This window comes from Nostoc sp. 'Peltigera membranacea cyanobiont' 210A, from assembly GCF_002246015.1.
Lineage (GTDB): Bacteria > Cyanobacteriota > Cyanobacteriia > Cyanobacteriales > Nostocaceae > Nostoc.
Genome location: NZ_NOLJ01000007.1, coordinates 460,225 through 478,214, shown reverse-complemented (window position 1 = coordinate 478,214; position 17,990 = coordinate 460,225). Strand labels below are relative to the sequence as shown.

9 protein-coding genes, 1 tRNA gene and 2 pseudogenes are annotated in these 17,990 nt (G+C 40.3%); 5 read left to right on the top strand and 7 right to left on the bottom strand.

The window, feature by feature from the left end; all coding sequences use genetic code 11:
- The first annotated feature begins 316 nt into the window (after window positions 1-316).
- The gene (locus CDG76_RS24105) at window positions 317-5,734 is read left to right on the top strand and encodes an ATP-binding sensor histidine kinase (protein ID WP_094351422.1); all 5,418 of its coding nucleotides are present in this window, start codon (window positions 317-319) and stop codon (window positions 5,732-5,734) included.
- A 272-nt stretch (window positions 5,735-6,006) separates the two neighbouring features.
- Here CDG76_RS24105 and CDG76_RS24100 read toward each other — a convergent pair whose 3' ends face one another.
- The 5 genes and pseudogenes from CDG76_RS24100 to CDG76_RS24080 form a co-directional block, all read right to left on the bottom strand.
- Window positions 6,007-7,020, bottom strand: coding sequence for an alpha/beta hydrolase (locus CDG76_RS24100; RefSeq protein WP_094351421.1), 1,014 nt, complete (start codon window positions 7,018-7,020; stop codon window positions 6,007-6,009).
- A gap of 236 nt (window positions 7,021-7,256) precedes the next feature.
- Window positions 7,257-7,595, bottom strand: a complete 339-nt coding sequence (locus CDG76_RS24095) for a hypothetical protein (protein WP_223265350.1) — start codon at window positions 7,593-7,595, stop codon at window positions 7,257-7,259.
- Between the two features lie 562 nt (window positions 7,596-8,157).
- Window positions 8,158-9,864, bottom strand: coding sequence for a dihydroxy-acid dehydratase (ilvD, locus tag CDG76_RS24090; protein ID WP_094351419.1), 1,707 nt, complete (start codon window positions 9,862-9,864; stop codon window positions 8,158-8,160).
- Between the two features lie 226 nt (window positions 9,865-10,090).
- A complete protein-coding gene (locus CDG76_RS24085; RefSeq protein WP_094351418.1) occupies window positions 10,091-10,513 on the bottom strand; it encodes a hypothetical protein in 423 nt (140 codons plus the stop codon).
- A 14-nt stretch (window positions 10,514-10,527) separates the two neighbouring features.
- Window positions 10,528-10,893 (bottom strand): annotated as a pseudogene (locus CDG76_RS24080) (IS1 family transposase); the annotation flags it as partial.
- Between the two features lie 68 nt (window positions 10,894-10,961).
- Here CDG76_RS24080 and CDG76_RS24075 point away from each other — a divergent pair.
- The 3 genes and pseudogenes from CDG76_RS24075 (at window position 10,962) to CDG76_RS24065 (ending at window position 14,247) form a co-directional block, all read left to right on the top strand.
- Complete coding sequence (locus CDG76_RS24075) at window positions 10,962-12,407, top strand: PQQ-dependent sugar dehydrogenase (protein WP_190240962.1); 1,446 nt, start codon at window positions 10,962-10,964, stop codon at window positions 12,405-12,407.
- A 345-nt stretch (window positions 12,408-12,752) separates the two neighbouring features.
- A tRNA-Ser gene (locus tag CDG76_RS24070) sits at window positions 12,753-12,837 on the top strand.
- 217 nt (window positions 12,838-13,054) lie between these two features.
- Window positions 13,055-14,247: pseudogene (locus CDG76_RS24065) on the top strand (CapA family protein).
- A gap of 224 nt (window positions 14,248-14,471) precedes the next feature.
- Here CDG76_RS24065 and CDG76_RS24060 read toward each other — a convergent pair.
- Both CDG76_RS24060 and rpiA read right to left on the bottom strand, forming a co-directional pair.
- Window positions 14,472-16,094, bottom strand: coding sequence for a serine/threonine protein kinase (locus CDG76_RS24060; RefSeq protein WP_094351416.1), 1,623 nt, complete (start codon window positions 16,092-16,094; stop codon window positions 14,472-14,474).
- 660 nt (window positions 16,095-16,754) lie between these two features.
- Window positions 16,755-17,465 carry a ribose-5-phosphate isomerase RpiA gene (rpiA, locus tag CDG76_RS24055; RefSeq protein ID WP_094351415.1) on the bottom strand — a complete coding sequence of 237 codons (711 nt, stop codon included), beginning with the start codon at window positions 17,463-17,465 and terminating at the stop codon, window positions 16,755-16,757.
- A gap of 364 nt (window positions 17,466-17,829) precedes the next feature.
- Here rpiA and CDG76_RS38560 point away from each other — a divergent pair.
- Window positions 17,830-17,990: IS4/Tn5 family transposase DNA-binding protein (locus tag CDG76_RS38560; protein ID WP_442946388.1), on the top strand; the 161-nt coding region annotated here is incomplete at its 3' end.

Below are 17,990 nucleotides of genomic sequence, written 5' to 3'. Positions count from 1 at the left end.
AGGTGAAAGTTTTTAACCTCTTCCCTTTTCATCTTTCCCCAGCCCTTACAAGCATATTTTTGAGTTGAAAAATTCCTAGTTTACGCTTTGCAGGTTCCTAATTTACTATTGAGAACCTTGACACTTTGTGCCAGATATTCTATCTCTGCATTGAATGCTTTAAAGCTAAAGCGGCGTGTAATGTACACTACAATGTAAAGCTTATCTTCATAAATCCTCTCTAAAGTAAAGCCATAGTAATCTTTACTAATTAACATTAAACTGCCGTTATTAATTTGGGAATAATCAAGTTATAAATTACCTCGCATTTAACAGTATGTTTAGCACTCATGTTAATATTTCTGGATACCAAATCATTGAAGAAATCTACAATGGTTCGAGAACTATAGTTTATCGAGGGTATAGAGAAACTGATTCATTACCTGTAGCAATCAAACTACTGAAAAATCCATATCCCTCCTTTAATGAACTGGTGCAGTTTCGCAATCAGTACACCATTGCCAAAAATCTCAACTCATCTTTAATTGTCCAAACCTACAGCCTGGAGGTGTATCAAAATGCCTATGCGTTGGTGATGGAAGATTTTGGTGGCATTTCTCTAAAAGATTATTTTGATCACGATCAAACGCGAGATATTAGGTTTTTGCAAGAGTTTTTTCAAATAGCGATCGCACTGTGTAATACCTTAGATATACTCTATAGTCAGCGCATCATTCATAAAGATATCAAACCGAGCAATATTTTAATTAATTCTGATTCCAAACAAGTTAAATTAATCGACTTTAGTATTGCCTCTCTATTACCAAGGGAAACGCAAACGCTAATCAGCCCCAATGTATTAGAGGGAACACTAGCTTATATTTCTCCAGAACAAACAGGGAGAATGAATCAGGGAATTGACTACCGGACTGATTTTTATTCACTTGGTGTAACTTTCTACGAATTACTCACAGGTGAGTTGCCTTTTCAATCAAACGATCCAATGGAGTTGGTGCATTCCCATATTGCTAAGGTAGCCTCATCAATAGATGTAATTAACTTACAAATTCCGCCGGTAATTTCGGATATCGTCAGCAAATTAATGTCAAAAAATGCTGAAGACCGTTATCAGAGTGTATTAGGATTGAAGTATGATTTAGAAATTTGTTTTTCTCAACTGAAGACAACAGGTAAAATTGAAAGTTTCCCAATTGCCCAAAGAGATGTATGCGACAGATTTATTATCCCTGATAAACTATATGGACGAGAAGCAGAAGTTGAAACTCTACTAGAAGCATTTGAAAATGTCAGCCTGGGTGCAACAGAAATAACGCTAGTAGCTGGGTTTTCAGGGATTGGTAAAACTGCGGTTGTTAACGAAGTCCATAAACCTATTGTTCGTCAACACGGTTATTTTATCAAAGGCAAATTTGACCAATTTAATCGGAATATTCCTTTTTCTGCATTTGTTCAAGCTTTCCGTAACTTCATGGAGCAATTACTAGCAGAAAGTGATGTCCAAATACAAAAATGGCAAAATCAAATTATTCAAGCATTAGGTGAAGACGGACAGGTAATTATTGAAGTCATTCCCGAATTAGAAAAAATTATTGGCAGACAACCACCTGCATCAGAATTATCAGGTAACGCAGCACAAAACCGATTTAATTTATTATTTCAGAAATTTCTCCAAATATTTACAACTAAAGAACATCCTTTAGTTATATTCTTAGATGACTTGCAATGGGTAGATTCGGCTTCATTGAAACTCATACAATTATTAATGAATGAAGCTAATCAGGGATATTTATTGTTAATTGGTGCGTATAGAGACAATGAAGTATTCCCAGCCCATCCATTGATGGTAATGTTGGATGAAATTCGCAAAACAGGTGTAAAGGTAAATAGTCTTAACCTAAAACCACTCAACCAATTACAATTGAATCAACTTGTAGCAGATACATTAAATTGTGCAGAGAATGTGGCATTATCTCTTTCACAATTGATTTACCGTAAAGCTCAAGGAAATCCATTTTTTGCAACTCAAATCCTGAAATCATTACATCAAGACCAACTAATTCAATTCAATTTTGCCGAGGGATGTTGGCAATGTGATATTTCTCAAATCAATCAGCAAACTCTAGCAGACAATGTTGTGGATTTTATGGTTTTCCAATTACGAAGACTACCAGAATCAACTCAACAACAATTGAAGCTAGCCGCTTGTATTGGTAATCAGTTCGATTTAAAAACATTAGCGATTGTTTCTAAACAATCGGAGGTAGAAACCGCAGATTGCTTGTGGAAGGCTTTGCAAGAAGGGTTGATTTTGCCGCAAAGTGAGGTTTATAAGTTTTTTGTTGGTTCAGAAAATCAAGCAGCTACTCAAGAACAGTCTGAGATGGTTGTATATAAATTTTTACACGATCGCGTCCAGCAAGCTGCCTATTCACTCATTCCAGAAGCACAAAAACAGTCAACACACTTGCAAATTGGGCAATTGTTATTGCAGAATACACCTAAAGAGCAGCAAGAGTCAGGAATTTTTGCAATTGTTAACCAATTCAATTACGGACTGGAATTATTAGAGGAAGCTGACGAACGAAAACATTTATCCCGGTTAAATCTGATAGCTGGTTGTAAAGCCAAAAACTCGACAGCTTATGCGACAGCAGTTGAGTATTTAAAAGTGGCAATTCTTTTATTACCGATAAATGCTTGGCAAAGCAGCTACGATTTGGCCCTTGCTGTTTACGAATCTGCGGCTGAGGCAGAATATCTCAATACAAACTTTGAATCATCAAAATCATTAGTAGAGATTATCCTTAAAAATGCTAAATCTCCATTAGAAAAGGTTCGTACCTATGAGATTCAAATCCAATCTTATACGGCGCAAAATAAATTCATTGAAGCAATAGCTACAGGTAGAGAAGCACTGCAATTACTAGATTTGACGTTACCTGAAGACAGTAATACTCAAATTATTTTTGAGGAACATGACCAATTACAACAAATGTTTGTTCATCAATCGATTGCAGCATTGGCAGATATGCCAGAAATCATTGATCCCCAAAAATTAGTTGCGCTCCGCATATTATCGGGTTTGTTTGCTCCAGTTTATATAGCCAAACCGATGTTATTGCCGCTCAAAATTTTTACAATGATCAAAATTTGTATCAAGTACGGCAACTCACCACAGGCAGCTGTTGCTTATAGTCTCTATGGATTATTTTTGTGCAGTATTGGTGCAATTGAAGATGGGTATCAGTTTGGTAAACTGGCAGTACAACTTTTAGAAAAATTTCAAACTAAAGAACTTAAAAGTAGGGTTTATTTAACATTTAGTCTGTTTATTAAACATTGGAAAGATTCAATTAAATCCACATTGAATCTATTTTTGGAGGGATTGCAGAGTGGATTAGAAACCGGAAATTTAGAATATGTAGGCTATTGTGCCAATTGCTATTGTCAATTTCTCTTTTGGAGTGGAGAAAACCTAGAAAATGCTGTGCTGGAAGCAGATAAATATTGCGATCTAATGCAGCAAATAAAACAAGAGGTGTCTCTGGTTTGGGGAAATATCTGGCGGCAGACGGTGCTAAATTTACAAGGAGAAGCGGCTAATCCCTGCTGTTTAATTGGTAAACATTTTCACGAAGTCGAAATGTTACCGACTTTAATTGAAACTAATAATATCAATGGTATTTGTTATGTCTATCTAGCAAAAACGCTTCTGGCTTATCTTTTTGGTGAATACGAATCTGCTTGGGAATCTTCTCAAAAATTTGAGCAGTATGAGCAGGGAGCAGCAGGCTTATTAATTGTTCCTTTGCGGAATTTCTATCAATCTTTGAGTTTGTTAGCTCTTTGTTCTCAGGTAAATGAAGCACAGCAACAGCTTTATCTCCAGAAAGTAGCCGAAAACCAGTCAAAAATGCAAGAATGGGCGGCTCATGCGCCAGTCAATTATCAGCACAAGTACAATTTAATTTTAGCTGAACAAGCTCGTGTAACTGGCGATCGCTTACAAGCCGCAGATTATTATGAAATAGCGATCCAAGGAGCGATCGCCAATGACTATATTCAGGAAGCAGCGATCGCTAACGAACTCGCTGCCAAATTTTACCTAGAATGGGGTAAAGAAAAAGCCGCAGAAGGATATCTGCAACAAGCATATTACAGTTATGCCCGTTGGGGAGCAAAAGCCAAAACTGATGACTTGGAAAAACGCTATCCCAAATTACTCAAACCCATTTTGCAACAGCAAGAATTCAACTTAAATCCCTTAGAAACCATAGCCAGCATTGCTCGTACATCTAGTTACACTACCAGCAGCACTAATATTTCTGATGCTCTAGATTTAACCTGCATTCTCAAAGCAGCTCAAACTATTTCCAGTTGTATCGAATTAGACGCACTTATCAGCAGTCTCACTCGCATTATCTTAGAAAATTCTGGTGCGAAAACATCTGTATTAATTCTTCCTGAAAAAGATACTTGGCAAGTGCGGGCAATTACCTTTATCGATGAACAGTCAAATTCCCAGACTGATGTCAAAACCATTCTTGATTCACAACTAATAGATGCTTGTCAATATATTCCGAGAAAACTGATAAATTACGTTAAGAATACTCAAGAAACTGTGATCATAGACAATTGTGAAACGAGTATTCCTGGTGTAATTGGAGAATATATGCTCCTACATCAACCTCAAAGTGTATTATGCACGCCCATTGTTAACCAAGGTCATTTGGTGGGGATTCTCTACCTAGAAAATCAATTGAGTCAAGGAGTATTTACTAGTAACCGTTTGCAGGTGATTAATCTACTTTCCTCCCAAGCAGCAATTGCCTTAGAAAACGCTCGGCTTTATCAGCAAGCTGGGCAAGCTTTACAAGATTTGCAACAAGCTCAATTACAAATCGTCCAAAGTGAAAAGATGTCTGCATTGGGTAACTTAGTTGCTGGTGTCGCTCATGAAATGAATAATCCTCTTGGTTTTATTGCTGCCAGTCTCAAACAAGCTAAACCAACATTTATTGATGTTATCGAACACTTGAAACTATATGAACAAAAGTTTCCTACTCCTGGAGATGAAATTTTTACCCATGCCGAAGAAATCGATTTGGAATATAGCTTAGAAGATTTGATCAAGATGATTGATTCGATGACAATAGCGTGTGATAGGCTCAAGAATATTAGCACCAGTCTGCGTACTTTCTCCCGCGCTGATAGAGATTACAAAGTACCGTTTAACATTCATGAAGGCATTGATAGTACGATTTTAATTCTCAAACATCGCCTGAAAGCTAACGAAGAACGTCCAGCTATTGAAGTAATCAATGAGTACGGAAATGTACCCCAAATTGAATGCTTCCCTGGTCAATTAAATCAAGTATTTATGAACATCTTAGCAAATGCCATTGATGCCTTGGATGAATCAAATGCAGGTAAGAGTTTTGAAGAGATTCAAGCCAATCCCAACCGGATTACAATTACCACCTCTTTAAAAAATAAACAAGTTGAGGTGAGCATTGCTGATAATGGTCAAGGCATGAGTGAATCAGTCAAACAAAAAGTATTTGACCACTTATTTACTACGAAAGGTGTTGGTAAAGGAACGGGATTAGGATTAGCGATCGCTCAGTCTATTGTTGTAGAAAAACATGGCGGTTCACTGGTTGTGAATTCTACCCAAGGTGAAGGAACAGAATTTGTAATTACCTTACCGATTCTGGCTCAGACTCAAAATTAATACCAATTTCAAAAAAGAATGCGACAAATCGACCATTTGTAGAGACGCGATTCATCGCGTCTTTAGCCAATCATTAATTAAATTGGTATTAGGTTGATCCAATACAGTTCATATAAGCCCAAAATGCTGATATGGAGACGCGAAAAATCGCGTCTTGAAAAACTAATTATCTACACTAATAGCTGTTAACTGAACCTATCGAGACTTGAACTAGATTTTGAAATGGTAAATATTTTTTAACCTCTCCATTTTTTGCAAAATTGGGATACTCATTAGGAATCTGGATTGATACATTTAAGATGCTCACAGCCAAAACCTTGAGTCATCATTGCAGATAGCTGTTGAAAAACTTGTTCATCAAAGTTGAGTTCTCGGATGATTTGGTCATGGCCTTGTCCCTGCGCTATCCGCTTTGCCATTTCCTGAAACTCTACCCAAGTTAAATTACTCTCAACAAATGCTTTAGCAAGTGTAATTACCAGTTCTTCATAATCATTGTCTTCCAATTTTGTCATCATTCGGTGTTCAATGTGAAGTGAATCATCGAAACAGTAATACCAGGATTTCGGTTGCTGCTTAAGTATTCTTCGGAAGAAATCCTGCTGTTTCGAGCGACTAACAGCACCATCTGCCTCACTACATACCATTAAGATTGGAGCAGAAACACAGCCTTGAGCCTTGTCTAAAACCTGATATCCCAATTCTAGAAATATCCGTAAGGCCTTGAGACGAAAACCTTTATAACCAAAATTCCCAGGTGCATCTTTGTTGAACCATTCAAAGTAAATTGGCAGAATTTTGATGAGTTGATCGAATAGTAAATAACGGCTACCTAAATAAGGCGTAAACAATAAAGTGCGGTCAATCTCTTGAGGATGTTCTAAAGCTAACCAAGCAGCTAAAGTTCCACCTGTTGATAATCCACCAATTACAACTTGTTGACCTAGCGTTTTGGCAATCTGCAACCATTTGATGACAAATTGTTGATAAATCTCAATATCTGTTGGCAGCGGTGGAGGATTTTGAGACTTCCAGTCACCTGAGCGTCCATGACCGGGTTGTAAAGGAATCAGAACGTTATATCCCTTGTTAAAGAAGGCTTTACCAAGCGGCTCGAATTGGTAAGGGCCTGCTGTAAAACCATGCAAAAACAAAAAAACTTTTGACGTGAAGTCAGGATGAATCAAAAATTTAGAACGGCAGGCTTCATTTTTAAGACCTAGTGTGGACTCTAATTGGTGAACTTGTTCTAGAATTTCTACTGTATTTTGAATGCCAACTTTCATTTATGTAATTATTATGTTCCTATACATTTAGTAATCCTACTTGAATCTTGCTCAGTATCCTGAAAAGGAAATCTTTGTCAGGCAAGCTTTTAAGCAGCTTAGTTATTCAAAAATTAAATAGGAGTCCTAGATATATGTTACTTTATGAATTAAGTAGTTACTCCGAGTCTAGCAGAGGACATATTGTTGAGTTGCCCTGTCAGAAGTGAGAAACCTTTTTTAAGTCGGATGTGTATTCACTCCAAACTAATTTTCCACAACCCATCTAGCGGATTAGACAGTTGGAATTGACTATCATTGCTACCGAGCCAATTATTGTCATACACCAACCCCACACTGAATGTTCTATTTAGAGGATATTGTCCTAGTTTTCCAAAACCTTCAATATTCTTTGAGTCAGCGATCGCTTGCTGGTTCAACTGTATAGTTGTTTGGTTGCCGTCGTCAAAGTAAATTGTGGCTCGTTTGTTGTGAAAGCGCACCTGAACTTTGTAGACCCCACCAGTTGCATAGTAATAAGCTCTAGCAGGCAGCTTTTGACCATCAATATTTTGTCCTTTAAGCTCAACTGCCATAGCAGGACTGCATAGCAGCAACAGGACTGGCAGGAATAACCCTAAAACTTTCATTGGTAGTAACAAACACTTTGAATCAACTACTTTCTACTTTAAAACATAAGTAGAGCGACTTAAAAGAAGCAGACTATGTGAAGATAAGTAATATCATGTCCGCTTGATTGCTTATTAAACCCGAAGAACCCCACCCCCGCCAAAGCTACGCTTTGTCTCCCCTCCCCGCTTGCGGGGAGGGGATTAAGGGGTGGGGTGCAATGACTGTGGTTAGCATAACTAATTATGCGGACATGATATAACCCTCTTCTGTCACTCTCCGAAAACATTTGCCTTTTCTAAAATCTAGAGCTTTTGTATAGCAAGCGATCGCGCGATTCTTTTCTAATAACAAATACAAGACGGATTTTTTTGTAATAGTGTAGCTTGTATTGGTTGCCTCATGAGGCTTCTAGCGATCGCCCTCGCGGAAAGTGACAGAAGAGGGATAAATACAGATCGCGATCGCGGGAAAAAACAAAAAACTCTTGTAGAGAGACGCGAAATGTCGCGTCTCCAACCTTACTCCCTACTCATTAAATAAATCCAAGTCTGTGACAGCACCAACACTGCTAGAGGAAACTAACTTAGCATATTTTGCTAAGATGCCTTTTGTATAACGGGGTGGACGGGGTTGCCATTTGGCGCGGCGACTGGCTAATTCTGCATCAGAAATGTTGATTTGTAACAAGCGAGAATTAGCATCAATAGTAATGCTATCACCTTCTTCGACCAGAGCGATCGCACCACCAACGGCGGCTTCGGGAGCAACGTGTCCGACTACCATCCCGTAAGTACCGCCTGAAAAGCGTCCATCAGTAATTAACGCCACTGCATCGCCTAAACCCGCACCAATAATTGCTGAGGTGGGTGCTAGCATTTCCCGCATCCGAGGGCCACCTTTGGGCCCTTCGTAGCGGACGATAATTACATCACCGGCTTTAATCTTCCCTGCAAGGATGGCATCTAAGCATTCTTCCTCCGAATCAAATACCCGTGCAGGGCCAGTAATGCCGGGATTTTTTACCCCGGTAATTTTTGCTACTGCTCCCTCTGTAGCAAGATTCCCTTTCAGGATGGCTAAGTGACCTTGGGCATACATCGGGTTATTCCAAGGACGAATCACATCTTGATTGCTTGGTGGTTCATCGGGGACATCTGCTAAAATTTCGGCGATGGTTTTACCTGTAATGGTGATACAGTCACCGTGAAGTAATCCATGTATCAATAGCATTTTCATCACTTGGGGAATACCACCAGCTTGATGTAAGTCTGTGGCGACATATCTACCACTGGGTTTTAAATCGCATAAAACAGGGACACGATCGCGGATAATTTCAAAATCATCTAGATTAAGTTCTACACCAGCCGCACGAGCGATCGCCAGAAAATGTAACACGGCGTTAGTTGAACCACCCACAGCCATAATTACAGAGATAGCATTTTCTATAGATTTGCGCGTGATAATATGCCGGGGTAACAGTTGATTACGAATTGCTTCTACTAATACCTTGGCTGATTCTTCAGTACTATCGGCTTTTTCATCATCTTCCGCCGCCATTGTGGAAGAATAGGGCAAACTCATACCCATCGCTTCAAAGGCCGAGGACATAGTATTAGCTGTGAACATCCCACCGCAAGAACCAGCACCAGGACAAGCGTGGCGTTCTACTTCCATCAGTTCGGTGTCGTCAATTTTACCAGCACTGTATTCACCCACAGCCTCAAAGGAACTCACAACAGTCAAGTCACGGCTGTTGTAGTGTCCGGGTTTAATTGTCCCACCGTAAACAAAGATAGCCGGGATATTCATCCGTGCCATTGCAATCATTGCCCCTGGCATATTTTTATCACAGCCACCGATAGCGATCACGCCATCCATACTTTGACCATTACAGACGGTTTCAATGGAATCAGCAATAACTTCTCGTGACACTAGGGAATATTTCATTCCCTCAGTTCCCATAGAAATCCCATCACTAATAGTGATTGTGCCGAACATTTGCGGCATTGCCCCGGCAAGTTTAATTCCAGCTTCAGCTATGAGTGCTAGTTGATTAATCCCCATGTTACAGGGAGTGATGGTGCTGTAGGCATTAGCCACACCCACAATTGCTTTCTTAAAGTCTTCATCCTGAAAACCTACTGCACGCAGCATAGCCCGATTTGGCGATCGCTGTACCCCTTGTGTAACAACTTTACTTCTGAAATTCTCTGACGTTGTTTTTTCACTCATTGCTCTGGCCTCAATCAAATCTCTGTACGAGTATGATATGTAGCCTTTTTTGAGATGTCCAATATATATATATTTAAAATTGAGACTTATAAAGTATCAAAAAGATGGGGCTACGAAATCTGCGCTACTTTATTGCTGTAGCTGAGGAATTACATTTCAGCAAGACTGACACAAACGTATAATTTTATTCAGCCATAAATCGAATGGCTCTCTGCGTTCATATTACTCACCCACAGAAATTATCAACCCTCAACTCGCGCCACACATCAGACGGTTGCCAGCCAGAGTTACCAACGGAGCGCAAAGGGCGATAGTGTTCACAGATGTAGTCCGATTCGGATGCTTCCATGTACACAGGTAGATTTGGTTCAACCACCGATTCAGGAATATCTTGACTCTCAGGCATCTCAATCGGTTCAGTCGATGGTGGAGTTTCTTCTGTTATCTTGCGAATTGGGTTAGAAGTTTTTTTGATGAGTCGTTGCATATTCATAGTCATTATTTGGCTTTCCACAAGGTAGGATATCCCAGAATACAGTAAGTTATCAGAAAATCCGAAATATTTTGCTGGAAAGTTTTTTTGAGTGCGGATTGCTTTTCGCTTTTCAAAGATGGGAGCGTAGCATGATTGCACTAATAGGCGTTGCATAAATGCAGGATAAATTACCTAAGTATGGGTATTTTTCTATACTTAAAACAGTTAAGCAACAATCGAATTGAATATTTAAGCATATCTATTGATTTGGAATAGTATAATTTTTTTCGATAGCGAAGCGGTAGCGACGTTAGGAGCGTCTGTAGGCGTGCAAGATAATCACGTAAATGTGTATTTTTACCTTCTCCCAAGGGGAGACGCTACGCGAACTACTCTGGTCATATATGTTTTACTGACGATATGATCTTCTGGGTTAATAAAACTGGGGTAAACTTTCCATCCGTCACATAAAAATAGCACTGCCAACAGCAAACAATGTCCCATAAAGCTTTAAATGTTTCAGCACTATGGTCTCCTAAAACCAAAGCTAAAATTTCAAAAGTTTTCCCTTATTAACAGGGATTTAACAACAAAATTAATTGACTATTTTATCAAGAAAATCATGAATAACACTAAATCTTCTAACCAATTTAAACGCCGACTTATCGGGAATCTTGCTGTTAAAGCGCTGTTATTTACAATAACACTATTATTTACAATAGTTTTATTAAATCCTAGCACTATTGGAGTAAATGTTGTCCCTCAAAGCCTGCGTCCTGATATCAAGGTTCGCAATATTATTAATACACTCTCAGTCTCTCCCTCTGTGCGGATTGTAAAAGATCCACGAAACAATACTCTCTATTACCTCAAACGAAATGGTGAGATTTATCAAGTCAATTTAGCCTCTTCTACTAGAACCCTTGTGTACAACTCTAGTAATCATAATATAAGTGAAACTCAAGGTATGGCCATTGGCCCTAACGGCACAATTTATTTAGTTGGCAATGCAGACCTTGTGAATAACCAAACTCAAGCAATTATTGTTAAAGGTGTAATTAATTCGAGTACAAGACAGCGTATCTGGTCTATCTTAGCTAAGAGTGCAGCCTATCCCAAAAGCAAAACAGCTTATGATCATCGCTTCAACGGCGTAGTTGTTAGCCTGGATGGTAAATTTATCTATGTGAATAGCGGTTCTCGTACCGATCATGGTGAGGTTCAGTCTGTTGATGGTCTATATCCCAATACTCGCGAAGTCGGATTAACCGCCTGTATACTCCGTCTTCCTAGTAATGGTAACAATCTCTTTCTGGCAAACAATCGAGCAACTTTAAAGACAGCTGGCTATATTTTTGCAGAAGGAACACGTAATACTTTCGATATGGCTTTTGCACCCAATGGGGATTTATTTGGCACAGAAAATGGGCCAGATCGCGATATGTCAGAAGAATTAAATTGGCTACGTTTAGGTGGTAATTACGGCTTTCCTTGGCGTATTGGGGGGACAGACAATCCACAACAATTTCCCAATTATAATCCTGCCACTGACCGATTGTTAAGCCCTCAATTTAACGCCATCCAAAGGGGCTACTATCGTAACGATCCAACCTTTCCTATTCGGCCTACTGGAAATTTGATTGAACCAATTCCTAATCTTGGGCCGGACGCAGATAATTACCGCGATCCTGTAGATGGAAAAATTAAAGATGCCAGTGTTCTTGGGCAACCTTTTAGCACTTTTACAACACACCGTTCTCCTTTAGGCTTAGTTTTTGATACACAAGGAGTAATGAGTCCAGAATTCAACAGAGATGGATTTATGCTGAGTTGGACAGCAGGCGATCCCACTGGCGAAACACTAATAGGCCCTTTTAAAGATGCCAGCCAAGACCTACTACATTTAAAGTTAACTAAAGTAGGAAATAACAACTATAAACTTAACGCTACACGCCTTGTCAGAGGTTTTAGTAATCCCATTGATGCTGAGATTATTAGCAATAAGATTTATGTTCTAGAATATGGCGGAAATCAAGGAATTTGGGAAGTCTCTATGCCTACCAAGTAAAGTAAATTGGGTATTTCTGCATTACTTAATCGAAATTAGGCACCCAAACTATCCCAATTCAAACAAGCTCGTACTCCTGACGCTTTCTTGCACCCCTCGTTCTGGCATAAGAAACGTTTTTTCACAACTTTATATAAATCTCTGCGTTTCATTGACTCGTCAGATAATTTCACCAACCGTCATGATGAAAAATGTCGTGGGCTTTAGTAGTATTGGCATTCCTAGAGAATTGCATTACGCAAAAAAAGCGATAATGCTATAGTAGTATAGGGAATCCAGCAAAATTTCCCTAAATTTACAGCATTTGAATGTACAATAGATACTCAAATGTCTGAATAAATAGTTGGAGAGGTGTCCGAGCGGTTCATGGTGACGCACTCGAAATGCGTTTTGGGGAAACCCAACGGGGGTTCGAATCCCCCCCTCTCCGTTCAAAAGATTACTGAAAATTTACTACAATGTGGCGGAAATTTGCCTACCTTTAACAAGGGTCTTGAGCAACTTGTCTGTTTATTTGCAAGTTAGATAGGATTATCGCTTAATATTCACGTAGTCAAATATTTGCTAAAAAGACTAAAATATACACCGCCAACACAGATTTTTCAGATTTTTGGGATAAACTAATGCCATCGTGTGAGGAGTGAACGATGGTAGATCGCAGCTTGGGGCGAGTATTCTCATTTAGTCTAATCAGCATTTGTTTATATCTGGGTATTAGTATAGGAGTCATTATCCGGCTTGGTCAATCACAGCGATTAAACGCTGCTACTATGCCTACTAAGCCTGTGCAATTTCCATTAGTTATTCCTGTTACGCCATCAAAAACACAACAACAAACCTTTCCAAATACTATTACCATCAAAGCTGTTGGCGATATTATTCCCGGCACTAATTTCCCTAACTATCGATTACCCCGTTTTCGAGATCAATTATTACCAAAGTCAGTGAGAACTCACTTGCAAGGATCTGATATCTTGTTTGGGAATTTTGAAAGTAGCCTAACTAATTATCCCTATACTGCCAAAGATATTAGTCGAGGACAAGTCTTTGCCTTTCGCTCTCCACCTGGATATGCTCGGCTATTTGCTGAGGCTGGTTTTAATGTGTTCAATATGGCAAATAACCATGCAATGGACTTTGGCCCAGTAGGGTTCAAAGATACAATGAAAAATCTTCAGTCTGTAGGCATTGCAACATTAGGTCATAAAAATCAAATTCTTTATTTGGAAGCTAACAATATCCCCGTGGCAATGATCGGATTTTCTCCTTATGAAATGTATAACTCCATCCATAATTTAGGAACAGCTAAAGCACTCGTGGCAGAAGCCAAAAATAAAGCCAATATTGTAGTAGTATCGATGCACGCTGGAGCGGAAGGAACGGGGGCACTACACGTTAAGAATCAAACAGAGTTTTTTTATGGAGAAAACCGAGGTAATGCGATCGCGTTTGCTCGAAACATGATTGATGCCGGAGCAGACTTAGTACTAGGACATGGCCCTCACGTTCCCAGAGCGATGGAAATTTATCAGGGAAAAATCATTGCCTATTCTTTAGGAAACTTTTTGGGATATCGGACTTTATCTACAAATGCCCAAACAGGTGACTCAATGATTTTAGAAGTCAAACTCAACTCAGCAGGAGATTTGGTATCAAGTAAAATTATTCCCGTTCGGATGGATCGGCAGGGAATTCGGAATTCGGAATTCCTCATATCGATCGGAGTTTTCAAACTGTAAAACTTATGCGTTATTTGAATAATCAAGCTTTTCCCAAGAATCCGGTGAAGATTAATAAAAAGGGGGAAGTTGTTGTACAGAATAAACTTAATCCTTCCTAAAATAATTCGTAATTCGTAATTCGTAATTCCTAATTCATAATTAGCTAATAGGAGTCAGCGCTGTGCTGGACTCACCGCGCTGCTTCACCAAAATCCCAAATTGAAAATATAAAATTGACTAGTACAACATGGCGGAAAGAAACCAATCATTCCAAATCAACCAAACCTTATGCTGTATTCATTTTTAATTTTTAATTTTTAATTTTTAATTCCGCCTTGCGGTACTAGTTATTATCATCTTGTGGCTTTTGCTCGAACTTCTGAATATTCTGGGGTTGACTATTAGTCGGTGAATTTTGCTTTTCCAGTGTTGGTACTACCACAGCAGAAGGATCTGATTGTTTGGATTCTGCTGGTGGTGCTGGTGGTATAAGTAGAGGTTTTGATGGACTTACGGGTTGAGGGGAGGCAGGATTTTGACTAGAAGCGGGTAAGTTATTTTGTGGGAATGGCAATGGTGCGGGGGAAGCTTTTCGAGATGAGCGGATTGCCCTTAGTTTCTCTACTAACGAGGGTGTGGGAGAAACGCTAGGTGAAGGTGTGGATTGTTCGGAATCACCGCGTTGCGATTCTCTTGTAGGGCTGCTGGTAGATTCTTCTTGAGAAGAACGACGATTGCGGCGACGCTGCCTGGAATTAGAGCCAGGTGCTGTTTCGGTTCTTGAGGTAGTGTTAGTCTGTTCACCTCTGGGTGAAGATGTACTATCAAAATTAGGTGCTTTCGCGCCTGATTCTTGAGTTGGCTTTTCAACAAGTGGCTTGGCAGTCGGCTGCTGAGATTTGGGTAATAAACTCGCGATCCCAAAACCTGCTGTAGCAGCAACTAAGGCTACACTCATACCAATAAATACTTTAGATGATCCCAGGTTTTTGGCCAGTACAGTTTCCTTAGCCATACCTGGGTTGGGCTGCGCCAACACAGATGGTCTATGAATAGAATTTTGGGCTGTTTTTCCAATTAAAGTTGCTGCTTGCTGGGCAGATAAATTGACAGTTGGCACTGCGTAAGTGGGTAAAACTTGCGGTGTTCCATTCACCCCATTTCCAGGTAGCAATTGCAGCCAGTCAGCAACTGTCGCTGGCCGAAAACGAGACTCTACTGCCATACCGCGCATTACCGCCTGGTTGACAGCAGCACTCAAATGTGGTTGCAGTTCACGGGGGGAAGGCATTTGTTCGCGATCGCGCAATAATGCTGGCATGGGAACTTGGGCTGTCAACAGTGCATACAAAGTCGCCGCTAAACCATAAACATCCGTGGCGGGTGTGCGCGCCGCTTGCGTCATATACTGCTCAATCGGAGAATAACCCTCAGAAACCAAACCTGTGTGAGTCTGCCTGACACCGCCATTAAATTCCCTGGCAATGCCAAAATCAATTAGTATTACTTCTTGTGTTCCTTGACGAAGAATAATATTATCTGGTTTGACATCGCGGTGTAACAAGCCGTTGTTGTGTACTACCTGCAACGCTGCCCCAATTTGCCGGATGTAATGAATTGCTGTGGCTTCAGGCAAAGTTATCCCTGGTAATACAAATGCGTCTCCCAAGGTTTCACCAGGAATGTATTCCATCACCATATAAGGCAGTCCAGCTTCCACAAAAAAGTCACTAACTCGGACTATATTTGGGTGAATACACGTAGCCAGTCGTCTGGCTTCATCTTGGAATTGGCGCTCGAATTTGGCAAAATCAGGATGTTGTCGCAGCCGTTCATTGATGGTTTTCATCACCACCTCGTGACCCAAGTAGTGATGCGTAGCTTTAAAGGTAATGCCAAAGCCACCCCGCCCTATTTCTTGAATTAGGGTGTATTTTCCATCCTGCAAAATTGTGCCTGCTAACATAAAGAGTCCTGAGTCCTGAGTGAGCAGATAAGTAGCGAGTCCTGAGTTTTGAGGGATTTCCCAAAAATTTTCCCATATTTTTATCGGGCAGGATTCTTGCCTGTCTATTTTACGGGATGATTTAGTTGTTGGAATTCCTGAAGTGAGAAAGACCTCCCCATGAGCACAACAGTTTTATCTTTCTCAGATGATAACGCGGGAGTGCGGCAAGCTTAAAGCGGAAGACGGGCTAAGAGGATGTTTGAAAAGTTTTGGGCGATTGGAAATCGCGGCTACACAAGCAAAGTCCGCCTGCGCGGACTAACACAAAATCAAACTCTTTAACCCACGTAGGTGGGTTTTGTATTTCGACTCCGCTCAACACAAGTCTATGTAGCCGTGACTTCTAGTCGCCAAGGCTAGTAATAATTTAGACTTTTCAAACACCCTCTAAGGCTATTTTTGAGGTTTTATAGAAAAGTAGGCTAAAGTTTAGTGTCAAAACAGAATTCAGGAGTCAGAATTCAGAATGGGCTAAACGCCCCGCTACCGCTAACAGAATGAATGATGTACAACTGGCGAATTTTGGGAAATTTCTGTTTAAACTCACTGGAATCGTGCTTAGTTTTGGATTTTAGATGTCTCTGAAATCTAAAATCCAAAATCTAAAATCCAAAATTCTTACAGTTGCCGCACTAATGGCTGACCATCTTTGACTTCGCCAACTAAAACTAAATCGACACAGTTCACAAAGATCCCATTTTCCAGAACGCCGGGAATGTTATTCAATGTCTTTTCTAGTCCGGCTGGATCTTCAATAGAGTCAAATCTGACATCTAAGACAAAGTTGCCTTGGTCAGTGATTACTGGCCCAGCTTTTTTTACACCCATACGGAGTTCTGGTTTGCCACCGAGTTTTTTGATGGCATTGGTGACAGGGGTAATTGCCATTGGAATCACTTCCACTGGTACAGCGAAAGTAGAACCTAAACGGTCTACTAACTTGCCACTGTCTACTACGACGATGAACTGTTCTGCTAGGTAGTCTACGACTTTTTCGCGGGTATGTGCTGCACCACCGCCTTTAATCAAATTCTTCTGCGGATCGACTTCATCTGCGCCATCAATGGCAATATCGATGTGGTCAATAGCATCCAAGGTGGCGAGGGGGACACCATACTGCTTCGCCAGCACTTCTGACTGAAACGAGGTAGGTATACCGATGATATCTTTGAGTTCACCAGACTTGAGGCGATCGCCCAAAAACTGAATCGTATATGCTGTAGTTGACCCCGTACCCAACCCGACAATGGAACCCGACTTGACTAGGGCGGCGGCGGCTTTGCCAACTTCTTGCTTCATCAACTTTACGGGATCTGCTGCTGCTGTCATTCCCAAAACTCCTGAAAAACTGACTATAGTCCATAGTAGTGGGCGGATAACGCCAAAACATTAAAGGTAAAAAACAAGTTTTTGCTGATTTGTACTCTCTTGACGATCAAAACCAGCTAACGCACTAAGTAACGGGAGCAACATTGCCTAGCCGAAATTCGTCATTAACTGAGACTAAATTTTGCGTTATAGCGGTTCTCGGTTGAGTGAGGTACAAAAACCCCACCCCCAACCCCCTCCCCGCAAGCGAGCTATCCATTACCCGCATCTTTCTCAACAAAAATACAACTTACTTAAAATATGCCAAAAGCATTGATAGGTATAGTTTTTGAGAGAAGAGAATATTTGAGGGTAATGGTGCATCATGGAAAAATGGGCAGCATCCGAATTAAAACAGGCAGATTTAGGAGACGCAAGACGAAACAAGCGTCTGGTAAGGATCGTAGAAGACTTGGCAGCACAACCAAGCAGCAGCGTACCTCAAGCCTGTGGAAACATAGCAGCAACAAGCGCAGCATACGATTC